This window comes from Gimesia chilikensis (assembly GCF_008329715.1).
Lineage (GTDB): Bacteria > Planctomycetota > Planctomycetia > Planctomycetales > Planctomycetaceae > Gimesia > Gimesia chilikensis.
Window position 1 is genome coordinate 653632 of sequence record NZ_VTSR01000007.1, and the last position, 17214, is coordinate 670845.

The window sequence follows — 17214 nt, forward strand, 5'->3', positions numbered from 1 at the left end:
GTCTGATTCTAGCCGATGAATTCGATCAATTCAATCTTTTCTTATGAATCCTAACTTTTTTCAGCAGATCCACTCCAAGCGTGAGATCATCACTTAATACAGGCATTCTGGAGAGAATAATGAGACTCAAAAATCAGTTAGCTGCCTTTGCATTTCCTGTCTTGGCAGGTTTCTTTTTCGGCCGCCAGTTGGGATCTCCGGCGTCTGCAGGAAGACTGGAATTCCAGTCGTTGACCGCCTGCTGCAAGCGTTTAACCAAATCCGGATGTTGTGTTGCCTGGTTTCGGGTTTCCGAGACATCCTGTTCGAGATCGTAAAGCTGAATACCGGTCTGGTCGTAGTTCATGTAAAACTTCCATTTCCCCTCACGGACGGCCAGATCCGGATTCGCTTCTTCCCTGGTCCCCGGCCGATCGGGAGGGCGTCTCCAGAACAGCGGTGCCTGCCTGCTCTGTTTTTCTTTTCCCAGCAACGTGTCAGCCAGATCCTCACCATCAAGTTGAACTCCCTGTGGGAGCTCTGTACCCGTTAGTGAATACAGCGAGCGGTTTAAATCCAGGGCACTGAGCACGGAAGTATTGTTTGTTGTGCCAGCAGCTTTCGGATTGATGAGCGACGGCCCCCAGACGATCAGCGGCGAACGAACGCCGCCTTCATACAGCCAGGTCTTGGCCCCTCGCAATGGATTGGCAAGACCTGCGCCGGTTTCGGGACCATTGTCGGACGCGATCAGAATCAATGTATTGTTTTTCAGTTGCTCGTCATTACGAATGCGATCAAATAATGCCCCCAACTGCTGGTCCATGGCTTTGAGAACCGCGTAATAGAGGGCCCGTTTACTTCCGTCCGTCGCATCACGCATGACTTCAGGCGGAAAGAACGGAGAATGCACATCATCGGGCCAGAGATTCAGATAGAAAGGCTGACCCGTCGCTTCAGCCTGATCAATAAAGTTCAGAGCGTCTTTCACAAAAGCGGCCGTTACGACGGAACGATCTTCCCAGCGAATGGGACCGTGTCCGAGATTGGCGGAACCGAGATCATGTTTCTGAGGAGGCTTTCCATCATAGGCGTCCTTCAGAGGCAAGACGCGTGGCCCGAGACCTTCGAAGTTCGTCAGGCTCTGATCAAAACCGTAGCGGGTGATCAAAGGCGCTTCTCCCACATCCCGCTGGCCGCCCATGTGCCATTTTCCAAAATGCCCGGTCGCGTACCCCGCATGCTTCAGTTCCCGCGCCAGCAAAGGTGCCTTGGGATCCAGCCACTGTGCCAGCCCGCGCTCCCGGTTCTTTTTGCGTTGCGCCAGATAAGAATTGATCCGCCAGCGCTGAGGATATTGTCCGGTGGTCAAGGCGACCCGCGAAGGTGAGCAGATGGGTGAGTTCACATAGAAATTCGTAAAGCGGATTCCCTCGTCAGCCAGCCGATCAATATTTTCTGTTTTGACAGCTGCTCCCTGAAAGCAGGAGAGATCCGACCAGCCCATGTCGTCAATGAAGACCATGATCACATTCAGTTTCTCTTCAGCGGCAATCCGCTGCGGTCTGCCGTAGACATTTTTCTGATCTCCCGTTTCCGCCAGCCAGTCATCGACCTGTTGTCGCAGAATGCACAGACGTTCATAACGCTCAGGTTCATTGACTCGATTCTGCTGCTCATAGGGATCAGTATTGACCTGGTACAATTCTTCATCCGGTCGTTCGAGATAACGTCTCACCTTCTGCCGTGCCTGGGGGTGGGTGATTGCTTTTTGAACCCAACTGTCCCAGTAACCGTTCTTGGCACGTGCATTCGTCACGTGACTGGTAAACCGGAACTCGGGATGCAGATTACGGATGTACTTCCAGCCATCCAGCGTTCGAGCAGCCCGCATCGGATAGACGTTGTTATCACCGTCCCCCGAATGCGTGGTGAAGATAACCTCCCGATGTTTGCTTGTTTCCCCTTTCAGTACGGGGAGCAGGCTGCGGCCGTCAATGGAATCAGGGGGTGTGCCTCCGGCGACATCGATCAGTGTCGGAAGAATATCAATCCACGATGCCATCGCGTCTGTACGAACTCCCGGTTTGATCTTTCCCGGCCAGCTCACAATCAGCGGGGTACGAATCCCTTCGTCATACAGATTCCATTTTCCAAACGGCCACTGTGCGCCATGATCGCTGGTATGCAGAAAGAAGACATCTTCTCCCAGTTTCTTTCGAGCCACATCATAGACTTGTCCCAGTTCGCGATCCATGGTCTGAATGGCGGCCATATATTTCGCCCGCCACTCTCGCGTGACCGGCGTATCCACATGATGGGGAGGCACCTGCAATGCTGCGGGATCGATGTCACCAATCTCTTCCGGCCAGGGAACGTGAGGCCAGTTCGTGCCGACAAACAGGCAGAGGGGCCGATCACTGTCGCGCTGCTGGAGCCATTCAATGGCTTGGGGAATGGCGATGTCTTCGTGATAGCGAAAATGACGGGCGATGTCGAACCCGTATTCAGGCGTCTGTTTATAATGGCCGACCTTGCCGAATGAGACGACCTCGTATCCCAGTTCCTGCAGATACGCGGGCAACTTCTTGATTTCGGCCCGCGGCCGGGAGTGATTCGGTTCTGCTCCGTTATTGGCAGGATACAATCCTGTGAGCAACGCGGCGCGACTGGGGGCACAACTGGGAGAAGCAACAAACGCATTGTTGAACGTCATCCCCTGGGCCGCCAGGCGATCCATGTTGGGAGTATTGATATCGGGAGAACCATAGACTGAGGAATCGCGCCAGGTATGATCGTCTGAGAGAAAGATGACCATATCCGGTCGAGGCGTTCCTGCTAAGACAGCTGATACGAACAGCTGTACCAGGATAAGACAGGTAATTCCAGATAAGCGCATCTGTTAACTCCCCTGATGTGGCTCTTTGATGAGATAAAACAGTCGATAGAAAGGTTTGACTTAGACGGGTAACACACTAGATTGAAAGTTAATTATAGCCATCAGGTACCGGGTATCACAAATGCGCAACTGACTCTCGACACAGATTTCAATTATCGGGTCCTCTCATAGCGGGACATCAATCACACTGGACTTGAGTGAAAGTGAGCTGTTAGGATGAAGTCAGATCCATCTTACCCCAGCGTCCCACCTGTCAGAACGGAAATTTCCGTGAAGTCATTTATTCTCAGCCTGGTCATCATTCTAAGCGCCATCTGCAGCGAAAGCCTGGCCCAGAAACCCTATCGCGTATTGCCTCCCGATTTCAATGCAGACAAAACACAGCAGATGATGCGCAGCTGGTTGCGCCAACAGAGCCATCGGGCACTCGATCAACGCCGAATAGAATTCGAGCAGGCACTAGGTTCTCCAGAACGCTTCGCCGCATATCAGCATAAACTTCGGAAGATATTACGTAAGTGCCTGGGAGAGATGCCGCCACAGACTCCTCTCAATCCCATGGTTACCGGCACGATCGAAGCCAATGGCTTCACAATCGAAAAGCTCTACTTTGAGAGCCAGCCCGGTTTTTATGTGACCGCGAACCTGTATCGTCCCGATGGCCCGGGCCCCTTCCCGGCGATTCTGCATCCCCTGGGACACAGTGAAAACGGGAAAGCATACGAATCTTACCAGAAAGCGAACCAGTTGCTGGTGAAACAGGGATTCGTAGTGATCTGCTTTGATCCCATCGGTCAAGGAGAACGTAAGCAGATCATCGATTCCGACGGCAAACCAGCACATCGTGCCAGCCATGAACACCAGGAACTCGGAGTCGCGCCGATTTTACTGGGACGCAGCCTGGGTAGCTACATGGTCTGGGATGCAGTCCGCGCTCTCGATTATCTCTGCAGTCGCCCCGATGTCGACGCGCAACGTATTGGTTGCACCGGGAATTCAGGAGGAGGCAACCTTACCAGTTTTCTGATGGCCTATGATGAGCGGATCCAGGCTGCTGCGCCTGGTTGTTTCATGACCACCCATCGCGAGAAAAACGAGAGCCCCGGTCCCGGTGATGCCGAGCAGAATCTGTATGCTCAAATCCGCGAAGGTTTTGATCACCCGGACTTCATCCTCAGTCGAGCTCCTAAACCAACGCTCATCCTGGCTGCGACGCGTGATTTTGTTCCGATTGAAGGCACCTGGGATGCCTTCAGACAGGCCAAGCGAGCCTATACCCTGCTCGGATATCCGGAACGGATTTCACTGATTGAAGCCAATGAAAAACATGGTTTCAGCCAACGACTCAGAGAAGGAGCCGCCCGTTTCTTTGCACTCTGGTTGCAGGGACGTCAGATCAACGTATTCGAGGAGGCCCCCGTCAAGATCTACACTGATCGGGAACTGCAGGTCACACCCAACGGCCAGGTACAACAACTGCCTCTGGCCCGTTCTCTGCTGGAGGTAAATCAGGCTGAAGAACGGCGACTGGTCTTGAGGCGACCTCCCCTGACACGCGACCTGATTCACCAGGTAACCGGAATTCGAAAATTGACGCAACTGCCAGAGCCGCGAGTCGAACTCATCGGTTCGAATGGCAGACCTGCAAAGTCACAGCAGTTTCAGCCTGGCTCGAACCGTGATGAACCTCTGCGACTGATCATCCACCCTGAACCGGGAATTGTTCTCCCTGCTTTATACTGGCCTGGAGGAAATGCCCCGCCTGTCCTGCTGGCCCCTGCAACGGGCATGAACAGCGCAGTCAAAGAAGCGCGGCAACTGCATCGCCAGGGGCATCCTGTGCTCATCGTCGAAGTTCGTGACACAGGCGAAACCACAACCCGCAACTGGCGGTTTTTCGGAGCCGATTATTACATCGCTTACATGCTGGGACGTTCCTGGTTGAGTCTGCGGACAGAAGATATGCTGGTTTGTGCCCGGTGGTTGAAAATCCAACAACAGGCGGAGTCGTTGCGTCTCGTTACCGGGGGAGAACTTACCCCGGCGGGACTTCATGCTGCCGCTCTTGAGCCAGCGCTGATTTCTGAATTAACTGCCAGAGGCGGAATTCCGTCCTGGAGATCGTTAATGAAGACACCAGATGCACACCAGCACATCCACAATGCGGTTCATGCTGGGTTGCGTTATTATGATTTACCCGATCTGAAAGCATTGATATCTAATACCCCCTGAGGAGTTTCCCCATGCCTGCCCTGAAGTTTGTTTATACACTGGCGTTCGCGCTGCTGTTCATTTCCCCGGCTGTCCTGTCTGCCGCTGAGTCCCAACCCAACATTTTGCTCATTATGGCGGATGATGTGGGCAGTGACGCCATCGGCTGTTATGGGGGACAGAGCTACCCGACTCCCCACATTGATAAGCTGGCCCAGCGAGGTCTTAAATTCACCCAGGCATACTCGATGCCCGTCTGTCACCCCTCTCGCGTTTGTCTGATGACCGGCCGTTATCCGTTCCGGTTTGGTAAAGCAGGATCGAAATGGGGAGACTTTCCAGACGCTGCTGAGGGGATCTGCATTGGAGATCGCATGCAGCAGGCCGGCTATGCGACTGCTGTTGCTGGAAAATGGCAGCTCTGCTTTATGAAAAACGACCTGGATCACCCCAGTCGCGTCGGCTTTGACAAGTGGTGTCTGTTTGGCTGGCATGAAGGAGGCCGCTATCATGATCCACTGATTTATCAGAATGGCAAGTTGCTGAAAAACACCGAGGGCAAATATGGGCCGGATATTTACACCGATTTTCTGATTGACTTCATGAAAGAGAGCCATAAAGAAGGGAAGCCGTTTTTCGCCTATTACCCGATGGCCCTCTGTCATGATGTGACTGATGACCTGAAAGGAAAGCATGTCGCTTACGCACATGACGGGCACTGGCTGACCTTTGCAGAGATGATGACATCCATGGATGACATGGTAGGTCGCCTGGTAACTGCATTGGATGAAATGGGAGTCCGCGACAATACCCTGATCCTCTTCACCACCGATAACGGGACACCCGCTGCGAGCTACCTGTATGTCAACGAACAGGGGAAGATGGTGCGTCCTAAAGTGGTTTCGGTACGGAACAACATAATCGTCCCTGGCGGCAAAGGTAAACTGGATGATACCGGTACCCGGGTCCCCCTGATCGCAAACTGGCCGGGACACATCAAAGCAGGCCAGGAAGTTAACACCATGGTTGACCTGACCGATTACCTGCCGACGGTCGCGGATGTCGCCGGCCTCAAGGATGATGGCGTTCCCCGGGATGGAGTCAGTTTTGCTGAAGTTCTCAAAGGGGCTTCCGGAAAAGATCGTCGCGACTGGATCTTTATTGAACACCGGGGTAAACGGTGTGTCCGTTCGCTGAACTGGAAACTCTACGATGACGGCCGCTTCTTTGACCTCAAACAGGACCCGCTGGAGAAGACTCCCCTGAACACAGATGCGTTATCTGGAAAAGCGAAACGTAACTATGATTCCTTGCAAGACACGCTTACGAAAATGCAGGGACCTTTAAAGCCGACCCATTAATCATTTGGGAATCAGGGTGCCCCCAGTTGTTTGAGCTGTTCCTCAGCCCGCTGGCGGTGCCCTGAAGATGAGGTCTTGTCCTGCAGCACACTCTGGTAAATCTGCTTCGCGGCCTGCTTTTTACCCGCAGCAGCCAGCGTGTGTCCCTTCGCAAGTTGCATTTCATGGCGCCAGAATCCTTTGAGTTGATCGATATCGGCTTTTTCCAGCGCCTGAAATGCGTCGTCGTATTTCCCCTGTTTCGTGAGAATTCGAGCCGCTCCCTCAATTGAGCGGAACTGATCTGCTGAACCTACTCGTTCTGCGCCCTCGTAGTTCTGACGATACGCCTTCAGAGCCCCGGCTTCATTCGTCAGATTGTGTTCTCGGTTTTCTCCCAGCAACAGGAGGATCTGCGAGCGGATGCGTGGGTCCGGGGTATAATTCAACGCCAGTGTCAGATCGGTCTCAGCAGCCTTTCCCTGCTTCATTCGTAAACAGGCCATTCCCCGCGCCAGAGCAGCTTCTCCGACTTGACTGAATGGCCAAGAATGAAAATCCTCTGATTGGAACTGCTGAATCAACTCAGTATAGTTTCGCTTTGCCAGCAGATTCTGCATCCGCACCGTCTTCGCAATCGTTTCCAGTGGTATTTTTTCAGTCAGCGATTCCGCTTGTGATTCCAGTTTCAGGTGACGGGCACATTCCGCCGCCTGCTGGAGTGCCACAGATTTCTGCAGATCCGTGATCGGTTTCTCTGCAGCCAGGGCCAGGAACAGATCTTGAGCAGACTGATACTTGCGGCGCCGCATCAGTGTTTCTGCTTTTTTGCTCGTAATCAGGTAATCTGTCACGCTCGGATCGGCTGCGAACTGGTGTGACAGTCCCCGATAAAAGTAGGCAAATTTCATTGGCTGATGAAATCCCGAAGTCCCAGTCGGCGCGAATGCCGAATATTCAGCACCATTGTCACGAATTCGTTGACGACAGACATTAATGTGCCAGGGAAGGCTCACTGTAGGACGATGTCCGATTACCTGATGCAGGGGATCGTTTTCATCCTGGACAACGGGAATCCGCACTTCTGCAGTCCAGTAGCCATCTTTGATCTGGGTAGCGACCTCAGCCTGTGAATCCCAGCGGAACCAGTCCTTCTTATCGGCCCCTCGATCCAGATCAATCAGCGCCCCGGCAGGATTGATGGCCAGTTGATAATAACTATGCGACTCTGTGCTGAGCAGAATTTCGATCGCATCACCAAACCAGATTGCCTGATCTTCATTTTTTGTTGTGGTGCTGCGGGGCTGCTCGCCCGGTGCTTCCTCACATCGGATCGCAAAATAGAGATCACGGCCTACCCAGCGTGATTTGATTGATGTGCCATAAACGGGTAAGCGTCCGGTCTGCAGTTCACGCAGGCTTCCAGTCGAAGCGGTAGGGCAGTTTTGCCAGAGTGGGTCATCAAGTTGCCCATCGATAACAATTTCACCACGGGAATCACCCACCAGTCTTAAAACAGGGACCGGTCCCCGTTTCTGCGCCAGTTGAACACTTTTATTTCGCAGTCCGTTGAGGAAATTGTCGATGAGTGCCATTCGCCGGCCATAGACGGAGTCACTTTGCACTTTCGCTTTCGCGACAGAAAACAGTTCCAGTGCGCAACTGGCCTTCTCAGCCTCTTTCTCCATCTCGCGCCAGTGTTCTTCACAGTAAAGAAAGAAAGTGCGCATTTCCTGGGCAGCAGGTCCGTAAAACAAGTCACAGTACTCGTTGAACAGATCATCCACATTCTGGTCTTTTCCCCCCCAGTACATCCGCGCGGTGAAGTAAATCAAAAAGTGGTTATAGCCGATCGCATTCTCGCCAAAATCCATCGTGAGCCAGATGTCTTCTCCTTTCGAGATCCCTTTGGTCTCGTTGATGCTCTCGCCCAGTACGTGAGGAATAAAAGCCGGCAGATAGAAGCCCCGTCCGGTAAAGGGATAGTTTTCGAAGATAATGATCGGGTTCGCTGTTTTTTTTACCCAGGCGTCACGCAACTGGCGGAGTTCTTCCCGGTCTGCAGACGTCGGTCTTCTTCCCCCCACAATGATTACCTGTACGTTGGGTTCGAGGCGGTCGATCTTTTCAGGAGGCAGCGTATAAGTTCCATAGGCACAGTTCGAGATTTTGCGGTCCGGGTGCGTTTTACGAACCTCTCTGGCCACTCGATTCACAAACTCCCAGACATAATCGGAAAACGCACCGCGGTAACCCCGATCAGGAGTATCCTTGCCTGCACAATGCTCACATTGACAGATCGCGGTATAGCCATCAGGGGGCATCACCGACACGACATCCATATCGAAATGATCAAACTGGGCTCGCACATAGCGCACGGTCTGCTGGAACAATTCCTCATTCGAGTAGCACAGCTGATTCAGTCGTTTCCCCGGCTGGGTATCACGTTTTCCGCCATAAAGGGCAAACCATTCAGGATGATTTTCAAGCGTCTCTGTATTGTGCGTCATATGATCCAGGCCGTGGGCAGCCTGCCGACCATAGGGTTGTCTTACCCCCAGCCGCATGGCCCACATGGCTGCATCGCGACCATACACACCGAGACGGAAATTAATCGTCCGCAGCGGAAAATCGGGCTGTACCGCTTCGTCGATCACCGGTAGTGGAATCGTGTTCTGCCGGGGAATGACTTCTCCCAGTTCCCCCGGTAGATACCAGCGCACACCCAGTCTCCGTAAATATCCGCAGACCGCGTTGAAGGAACCTCTTTCGTCAAAGCCCCACACATTGACCTGGCCTGTTTTGTCGACCAGTTGCTCATTCGGTGTTCCAAACAGACCCGTTGAACCCGTGTAATGCTTGTAGAGTTGAGAATGAGGGTAGCCCCAGTGCTCACCAGTAATCGCATTCCAGGCCGCCTGTACTTTACCACTGGCCAGATCACGATGATTGCGGGGCCAGGGTTCGATCGGCACGAAATTGGTATCGTCGCCGATCATAGCAAGCCAGTTGTCGCCCGCAACAATCCGGTAGGCTCCTGCGTTCAGTCCGTCAGTCGTGATTCCCCGCTTTTCTGCTTCTTTACTCACCCCGATCAAAACTTTGACTGGCACCTTAGCCGTCGTCTCAGTGACGATTTCCAGTTTTGCTCCCGAAATCTTTTTCAGATAATTCTGAAGTTCCTGGGCAGCCAGACGCGTGCTGCGCTGAGCTGCAGGATCAATCACGATTTCTGCTTCCGCCCGCCCATCCCTGACCAGATACTGTTCCGCAGCAGTTCCCGTATCCAGCACAAAAGTGAAACACCACAGAATGCCAGCCAGCAGAAGTGAAATCCGCATTTTGAACTCCATCACTGTCTAAGGTGAAATCAGTTGTCAAACTGTAGCGAGCGTACTTTCAGCACCAGCCGGCAGCCGATTACTGTTTGCCGTAAACCGGCGGCTTCCAATTCCTGGGCAGGCGTCCCTGGGGACGAACACCGTAAGCATCTGCGGGAATCGGATGATCCTCAGCCTGTTCTAAAGGCAGATCGTCTGGCAGATGCTTGATTTTGAAATCCTTGTATTGAATTTTCATCTTCGGTCCAACGTGTACCTGAACGGCCAGCACACCTTCCAGTGCCCGACCTTTGGGATCGAGGTCGATCAAGTCTGCAGTCTTATGACCGTCAATCCAGTGTTCATGATGATTGCCACGCACCAGCACTCGGAAATCATGCCATTCATCGGGAGCGAATGTTTTGACGGGCATCTTACCAACCACCCAGGGCTGACCATCGGGTGCGACGATGACTTTCTCACCGGTGTGCGAGAGAATTCGACGTCCCTTCTCCTCATAGAGCATACCATTGTAATTCGGATTATTGGCCACCACATCACATTGATAGCCGGTTACGATATCCAGTCCGAGATCGGGACGAGAGGTTCCCCGGTACTGAATCCCGCTGTTGCCCCCTTCTGTCACTTTCACTTTGACTCGTAAGTCAAAGTTACGAATTGTGGAATCTTTCCAGGTAATGAAACGATTCATCTTCAGAGAACCATCCGTCTTACCCGTCAGAGCCCCTGCTTCGACAGACCAGTATTGTGGATCGCCGGTCCAGTGCCGGAGCGTTTTGCCGTCGAAGACACTGACAAAACCATCCTTGCCCGCGCGGGCACCAACGGCTGCAGAAGCGACCGGATAGGGAACCGTGGAATCCCGAAATCCACCGCGCAGTGGATCTAAAGGGCCTCCCAGCTCTTTGACTCGCTCTGTCGTACGATCTCTGAGTGCCTGAAGCTGCTCTGCATACTTGGGATTTCCCACCAGATTGATCAGTTCATCTGGATCTGCCTCCAGATCATGTAGAAACTCGTAGTTATCGTGGTCAAAGTAGCGTACATATTTCAGGTTTCCGTCACGAATCCCCTCGAAGGCCGGAATTCGATTGCGTACTGCGAAATGCTCATGAAATGTTTCAGTTCGCCAGTCTGCTGGTTTCGCTCCCTTCACGACGGGCTGGAGACTCTGTCCCTGGTAGCGTTTGGGGACATCCACGCCTGCCCAGTCCAGGAACGTTGCGGGCAGGTCAAGATTCAGCGCCAGTGCGTCAGTCACTTTGCCCTGTTCTTCTTTCGGAACACGGGGATCCATGACAATCAGTGGTACCTGCAGTGCATTCTCATAGTGTGACCACTTTCCGGCAAAACCGCGATTGGCCATGTAGTAGCCGTTATCAGCTGAATATACGATGATGGTATTTTCAGCGAGCCCGGCTTCTTCCAGTGCTTTCAGGAACCGCCCGATTGCTCCATCGATCCCACTGACCATGCGGTAGTAAGCCCGCATATTAGTTTGATACTTCTGAGGCGTATTCCAGCGCCAGAAATAACGTTCCCGGTTGATCGTGGTCTGCAGGAAATTCGGTTGTGCATTGAAGATTTCGGGATCCCGCAGACGAGGTGGCGCGATTTCAATGTCTTCATACATACCATCGACAGCACGCGGCCAGGGAAAGTGTCCAATTCCGGGACGTCGGTCACTGTCTTCTGCGTGACAGGCATTGAACCACAGGTTTAAGGCGAAGGGTTTCCCCTTGGGTTGCGATTTGACGAATTCGATCCCGCGATCAACGATTAATTCGGTCTCATGCCGCAGGCTGCCATCCGGTTGCTTCTTGTAGTAAGGATTGCGGCTGATCGCTTCGAACTCATCAAAGTGCGCTTCCCGCTTGAAATCTTTCGGCATCTTCGCATGCCATTTCCCATAGAAACCGGTTCGATACCCCTGCTCTCGTAGCAGATCTGTATACAGCGTCTGCACCGCGTCGGGTCGTGCCTGTTCCGGATTCGCGGGAGTTCCGTAACTGCGTCCCGTTAACCCGGTCAGAATTGTCGTCCGACTGACCCAGCAGATTGCCTGGCTCACGTATGCTTTTTCAAAACGAGTGCCTCGTTTGGCAAGTTCATCAATGTTGGGTGTCTGGATCACCTGATTACCGTAACAGCCAACCGTGCTGGTGGTTTGATCATCGGCGAAGAAAAAGACAATGTTCGGTCGATCTGCTGCTTCCGATTTTCCCAGGGAGAGTAAAAGGAGAGCAGTCAGCAGGAGTAAACTTTTGAATTTCCCAATCATGAGGTTCATTTCCAGACTCGCGCCAGAGTCACAGGGAGCATGTGAGGTTTGTTCGTGTTGCAGACAAACCGGGCTCAGTTTCAGAAATTATACGGGGAGATAATCTACCGGAATGAAATAAATGGTCCCCTTAGTTTAACCGGACGAGCAGGCAAAGGCGACAGTTGAGCAGGAATTTCCTGAGGGGACGTTACCTTCTTAAACAACGTTCACTATCTCTCAACCTCAGATACTCAGCCCTCAGTTTTCAGACAGGGAATTACGGGGATTGATCAATGCCCAGCTCAAGGTTGCGCCCAGATAGATTCCAGCAAAGAGGTAAAGTACCAGATTCCACTCCGGTACCGGCATTGCTTTGATGTAAGTGAATAAGACGCCCACTGCGATGGGTGAGAGATAGCCCCCCACAACGCCTGCCATATTCACAATCGCGATAATGACCGATGTATGCCTGCCTCCCAGATCCATAGACGTCACCCAGATCGCGGGATTCCCCATGCCGGAGAGAAACGTTCCGCAGGAAATCAGGTAAACGGCATCTTCAGCAGGGACCTGACTGGCCAGAAGAATACAGACTGCACAGATCAGCGAGGACCCGGCGCTGAGCAGCGAACGGCTGAAGTATTTGTTGCCCGTCCATTGATAAATCAGATCGATCAGACGCCCTCCCGCCAGGGTCCCCAACACGATACTTGTCAGCGGCAGCATCGCCAACAGTCCTGCTTTCTGCACAGATGCGCCACTGGACTGCTGCAGGTAAGCGGGGAACCAGGTAATGAAAAATGCGTATCCAAACGCCCGGAATATGGACTGCAGACAGAACAGCCAGAGACTCGCATTCGAGACCATTCGTATGAATAACTGACGAATCGGCGTTGAGCTTGTTGCCTTATTTTCTGAGACGGCATTCCTGTCAGCTCCATTAATCAGTTCCACTTCAGCATGATTCGTTTTCGGGTGGTCCTGCGGACGATCACGGAATAAGAGGAAAAAGAGTAACATCCAGCAGACAGAGAACAGGCTGAACAATACCAGGGGCAGACGCCAGCCCAACGGGTCAACCAATGCAGCAGTCACCCCTGTGGCGATGATACTCCCCACGGACATGAAACTGCCCATCAGAGAACTGGCTGTGCCGCGTTTCGCTTCGGGAATCCAGTTCTTAATCACTTGTGCCGAACAGGGAACCATACCGGCCTGTGCCAGTCCCAGCAACAGACGTGAAAACCAGATCAGTCCGAATGAAGCTGCCAGGGCCGTTAACAGATTCGCAATGCCTGCTGTCAGCTGGAGTAAAGGTAACGCCAGCCGATTCCCCAGTTTCTGTCCCAGTATGCCGCCCGGAATCTGAAACAGGAAATAACCGGCATAAAAAGCAGCCAGCACGCGTCCCATCTGCAGATCATCCAGACTGAGATCCTGCTGAATCGTAGTCGCCAGAGGAGCCAGTCCTGCGCGTGGCAGATAGGCCAGTAGAAAACCACTGCTTAAACCAGCCAGTACCAGATAACGCACCCGTGTCGGTTTGGAATCATTCAGGGAGAGGCTGTCTGCTGGAGAATCCATCAGTGGTATATTCACTCCACTCCAGAGGCTGAGTATTTCTTCCCGTAGCCTCTGTTATCAGTACCAAATCAGGGTGAGCGCAATTCATGCCTCTTCATGATGGCACAAGTGGGTTCGAGAAAGCAATTAAAAAACCTTCTTATCAAAAAGCCCGTTGTCAGTTTTCCTTCTCCAGATACGTGAACTGCCAGACAAAATCCGCTACTATGAATTCCAACCACATAGACTTGCTTCAGCGTTCCTTATTCAAGAGCAATTATTATGAAACCAATTCTCACACTCGGTCTGCTGGTCTGCCTGCTGACCGGTAACCTTCTGGCCAACGTTCAGAAACATCCCAATATTGTTGTCTTCCTGGCAGATGACCAGGGCTGGGGAGATGTCAGTCATAATGGCAACACGAATCTGCATACTCCGAATATTGATTCGCTCGTCAAAGAGGGTGTGCGGTTTAACCACTTTTATGTAGGCGCGGTCTGTGCTCCCACACGAGCCGCCTTTCTCACCGGACGTTACCACGCCCGCACCGGAACGACTGGGGTGTCCAAAGGGGAAGAACGCTTCAATTCCGATGAATTTACGGTGGCCCAGGCATTCAAAGCAGCCGGCTATGCGACCGGCGCTTTTGGGAAATGGCATAACGGCACTCAATATCCAAATCATCCCAATGCCAAAGGCTTTGATGAGTACTACGGCTTCACTTCAGGACACTGGGGACACTACTTCAGCCCCATGCTCGATCATAATGGCACGTTTGTGAAAGGTGAGGGATACATTACCGATGATCTCACCAGCAAAGCGATTGCGTTCATTGATCAGCAGGTAAAACGCGACAAACCGTTCTTTACCTATCTGCCTTACTGCACACCTCACTCCCCCATGCAGGTCCCTGACGAATACTGGGATCGTTTTTCAGATAAAAAGCTGAAAATGCACCATCGCGATCCCGAGAAAGAACAGTCAGATCATCTCCGTGCCGCGCTGGCCATGTGTGAAAACGTGGACTGGAATGTCGGACGCGTGTTGAAGAAACTGAATCAACTCGGAATCGAAGATGAGACCATTGTGCTCTACTTCTCCGATAATGGCCCCAACGGTTTTCGCTGGAACGGGGACATGAAAGGTAAGAAAGGTTCACTGGATGAAGGCGGTGTGCGCTCTCCGTTTGTGATCCGCTGGACCGGACATATCCCCGCAGGACGTCAGGTGGACCAGGTCGCGGGTGCGATTGATCTCCTGCCAACCTTGACCGATCTGGCTGGGATTGAACGTCCCGAACCAAAACCGATTGACGGCGTGAGCCTGAAACCGTTGATCATGGGGGACGCCAGTTCCTGGCCGAACCGGATGATCTTCTCCAGCCTGCGTCAGCGAGTCAGCGTCCGTACCGATCAGTATCGGCTCTCTGAGAAAGGACAGCTCTATGACATGACGCAGGATCCCGGTCAGCGGAAAGACATCGCCGGTGAACGGCCTGAAGTCACTCAGAAGCTTGAACAGGCTGTCAAAGACTGGAAAAGTTCAGTCTGGCCCCACGGCTATCCCAAAGAAAGCCGCCCTTTTCTGATTGGTTACGGCGGCGCGAAATCAACTCAATTGCCCGCTCGCGACGCCATTTCTCACGGTGAGATTAAACGTTCGTCCCGGCATCCCAACTGCAGCTTCTTCTATAACTGGACCAGCCCACAGGACAGCATCACCTGGGATGCAGAAGTGGATCAGGCAGGCACCTACGAGGCAATAATCTATTATACCTGCCCGGCAGATGATGTCGGTTCGACCGTCGAACTGAACTTCAAAGACAGTCGCCTGACAGGCAAGATTACTGAAGCGCACGATCCTCCTCTCGTTGGTGCAGAACAGGACCGGGCGCAACGTTCAGAGTCCCTGGTCAAGGATTTTCAGCCACTGGTCCTGGGGAACATCCAGCTTCCCAAAGGGACTGGTGAGTTGACCCTGCGGGCGATTGAGATCCCCGGCAAGCAGGTGATGGACTTTCGTCTGCTGATTCTAAACCGCATCGATTAACAGCGTCTGATCTATCGACGCCGATTGACGCGGACGCGGAAGGAAACTCTGTTTTATGACTGGTATCCTCCCGTTCTCCCAGTCATAATGCTGCCTGACAACCGTTTTCTGGCAATTTTTAAAACACTTAACCTGATGGATAAACTATGAAAGTTCAACTGACACTCTCTGCGTTTTGCCTCGCACTCCTGATGAATATCACCTCCTATGCTGAAGACAAGGGCTTCAAACCACTGTTTGATGGTAAAACTCTTGACGGCTGGGTCCAAAAAGGTGGAACGGCCAAATATGAAGTCGTCAATGGCACGATCGTCGGTACTTCGGTCCCTAAAACCCCTAACAGTTTTCTATGTACCGACAGAAATTATGGCGACTTTGAACTCGAAGTCGATTTCAAAGTGGATCCGCTGCTGAACTCGGGAATCCAGATTCGTAGTAACGTTCATGACGATGACCGAACTATCGTCTACAAAGGTGATGATGGTAAAGAACTGAAGAAAAAAATCCCCGCTGGTCGTGTACACGGCTACCAGGTAGAAATCGATCCCTCCGATCGCGCCTGGTCAGGTGGAATTTATGATGAAGCTCGTCGCGGTTGGCTAAACAACCTGGCTGATAATAAGGCTGCTCAGAAAGCCTTCAAGCAGAATGAGTGGAATCACTACCGCATCGTCTGCAAAGGTGATTCCATCAAGACCTGGATCAACGGTGTCCCTGCTGCAGATCTCAAAGATGGTCTCACTTCTGAAGGCTTTATCGCTCTGCAGGTACATGGTGTTGGCAACCATCCTGAAAAAGTTGGCAAACAGGTCAGCTGGCGAAACATCAAAATCAAAGAACTGAAATAGTTCATAAGAACAATTGATATTTCAGAACAGCCATCTGGGTTCGAACTCAGGTGGCTGTTTTAGTGTACCCAGTCAAAGATAGTACCTCTGTTTACGACATCTTCTATCAGACTTTACTCCCAATAAAAATAGCCCCCGGAAACCTGAGTTTCCGGGGGCCTGTCGGGACTGTTTGTCACTGGACTGGTTTAATTAGTCCAGGAGCGGGTTGTCTCCGCCGGCGATACCGCTGAAGAAGTCGTCGAGATCGTCTGCACTCGGCAGGCGACGTTCGGAGACGTCCAGCGACTCGCTCATCAGGGTACCGTCTGAGTCCAGGTCTTCCAGACCCAGTGTGTGACCCAGTTCGTGCATTACGACTGTCAGCAGATCCATCTGACCGAAGGCGTCGCTACCGGAACCGGCCAGCAGGCTGCCATCCAGCAGTGTGAACTCGCTGCTGTCCAGCGGCGTTCCATCCACGAACCAGCCGTAACCGGCGGCGTTGACGTCGATCAGAACCGTTGTTCCCGCAGCACCACCGAGCATTGCATCCGGCAGGTCGGTCAGTACGAAGTTCACCGAACCCAGCAGTTCCAGCTGCGCGTCGCTTAGACCCAGCGTTTCCCAGTAACTCAGAGCCGCATCCACGACCGAGTCCAGGTCAGACTGGGTGATCGACGGAGCCGCAGTGCTGCTCACACCGGCGGCCGCCATCAGCGGTCCGACCCGCTGGATACGG

Annotated in this window: 9 protein-coding genes; 4 read left to right on the plus strand and 5 right to left on the minus strand. The window is 52.7% G+C overall.

Annotated features, from left to right (window positions below):
* Window positions 1-133: 133 nt before the first annotated feature.
* Window positions 134-2878 (minus strand): sulfatase-like hydrolase/transferase, encoded by a 2745-nt coding sequence (locus tag FYZ48_RS12225; RefSeq protein WP_149340684.1) that lies wholly within the window; start codon window positions 2876-2878, stop codon window positions 134-136.
* Between the two features lie 270 nt (window positions 2879-3148).
* On the opposite strand from FYZ48_RS12225, the gene FYZ48_RS12230 reads away from it, so the two are divergent.
* Window positions 3149-5110, plus strand: a complete 1962-nt coding sequence (locus FYZ48_RS12230; protein ID WP_187781990.1) for an acetylxylan esterase — start codon at window positions 3149-3151, stop codon at window positions 5108-5110.
* Window positions 5111-5121: 11 nt separating this feature from the next.
* The gene (locus FYZ48_RS12235; RefSeq protein ID WP_149340688.1) at window positions 5122-6450 is read left to right on the plus strand and encodes a sulfatase-like hydrolase/transferase; all 1329 of its coding nucleotides are present in this window, start codon (window positions 5122-5124) and stop codon (window positions 6448-6450) included.
* An 11-nt stretch (window positions 6451-6461) separates the two neighbouring features.
* Here the strand turns inward: FYZ48_RS12235 and FYZ48_RS12240 are convergent, their stop codons facing one another.
* The 3 genes from FYZ48_RS12240 to FYZ48_RS12250 form a co-directional block, all read right to left on the minus strand.
* The gene (locus FYZ48_RS12240) at window positions 6462-9770 is read right to left on the minus strand and encodes a DUF4838 domain-containing protein (RefSeq protein ID WP_187781991.1); all 3309 of its coding nucleotides are present in this window, start codon (window positions 9768-9770) and stop codon (window positions 6462-6464) included.
* A gap of 79 nt (window positions 9771-9849) precedes the next feature.
* A complete protein-coding gene (locus tag FYZ48_RS12245) occupies window positions 9850-12051 on the minus strand; it encodes a sulfatase-like hydrolase/transferase (protein WP_242022612.1) in 2202 nt (733 codons plus the stop codon).
* A 240-nt stretch (window positions 12052-12291) separates the two neighbouring features.
* Window positions 12292-13617 carry an MFS transporter gene (locus FYZ48_RS12250; RefSeq protein ID WP_149340698.1) on the minus strand — a complete coding sequence of 442 codons (1326 nt, stop codon included), beginning with the start codon at window positions 13615-13617 and terminating at the stop codon, window positions 12292-12294.
* A gap of 261 nt (window positions 13618-13878) precedes the next feature.
* Here FYZ48_RS12250 and FYZ48_RS12255 point away from each other — a divergent pair, with 261 nt between their 5' ends.
* Both FYZ48_RS12255 and FYZ48_RS12260 read left to right on the plus strand, forming a co-directional pair.
* Entirely contained in the window at window positions 13879-15645 is a 1767-nt protein-coding gene (locus tag FYZ48_RS12255; protein ID WP_149340702.1) for an arylsulfatase, read from the plus strand.
* 146 nt (window positions 15646-15791) lie between these two features.
* Complete coding sequence (locus FYZ48_RS12260) at window positions 15792-16493, plus strand: 3-keto-disaccharide hydrolase (protein ID WP_149340705.1); 702 nt, start codon at window positions 15792-15794, stop codon at window positions 16491-16493.
* Between the two features lie 192 nt (window positions 16494-16685).
* On the opposite strand, the gene FYZ48_RS12265 is transcribed toward FYZ48_RS12260, so the two are convergent.
* A partial coding sequence (locus FYZ48_RS12265; protein WP_149340709.1) for a matrixin family metalloprotease occupies window positions 16686-17214 on the minus strand: 529 nt, incomplete at its 5' end.

What these genes read in the sequence shown, in the direction of transcription:
- FYZ48_RS12255 (WP_149340702.1), top strand. Translation starts at nt 13,879, where the DNA reads ATGAAACCAATTCTCACACTCGGTCTGCTGGTCTGCCTGCTGACCGGT.
- FYZ48_RS12245 (WP_242022612.1), bottom strand. Translation starts at nt 12,051, where the DNA reads ATGATTGGGAAATTCAAAAGTTTACTCCTGCTGACTGCTCTCCTTTTA.
- FYZ48_RS12250 (WP_149340698.1), bottom strand. Translation starts at nt 13,617, where the DNA reads ATGGATTCTCCAGCAGACAGCCTCTCCCTGAATGATTCCAAACCGACA.
- FYZ48_RS12225 (WP_149340684.1), bottom strand. Translation starts at nt 2,878, where the DNA reads ATGCGCTTATCTGGAATTACCTGTCTTATCCTGGTACAGCTGTTCGTA.
- FYZ48_RS12240 (WP_187781991.1), bottom strand. Translation starts at nt 9,770, where the DNA reads ATGCGGATTTCACTTCTGCTGGCTGGCATTCTGTGGTGTTTCACTTTT.
- FYZ48_RS12235 (WP_149340688.1), top strand. Translation starts at nt 5,122, where the DNA reads ATGCCTGCCCTGAAGTTTGTTTATACACTGGCGTTCGCGCTGCTGTTC.
- FYZ48_RS12260 (WP_149340705.1), top strand. Translation starts at nt 15,792, where the DNA reads ATGAAAGTTCAACTGACACTCTCTGCGTTTTGCCTCGCACTCCTGATG.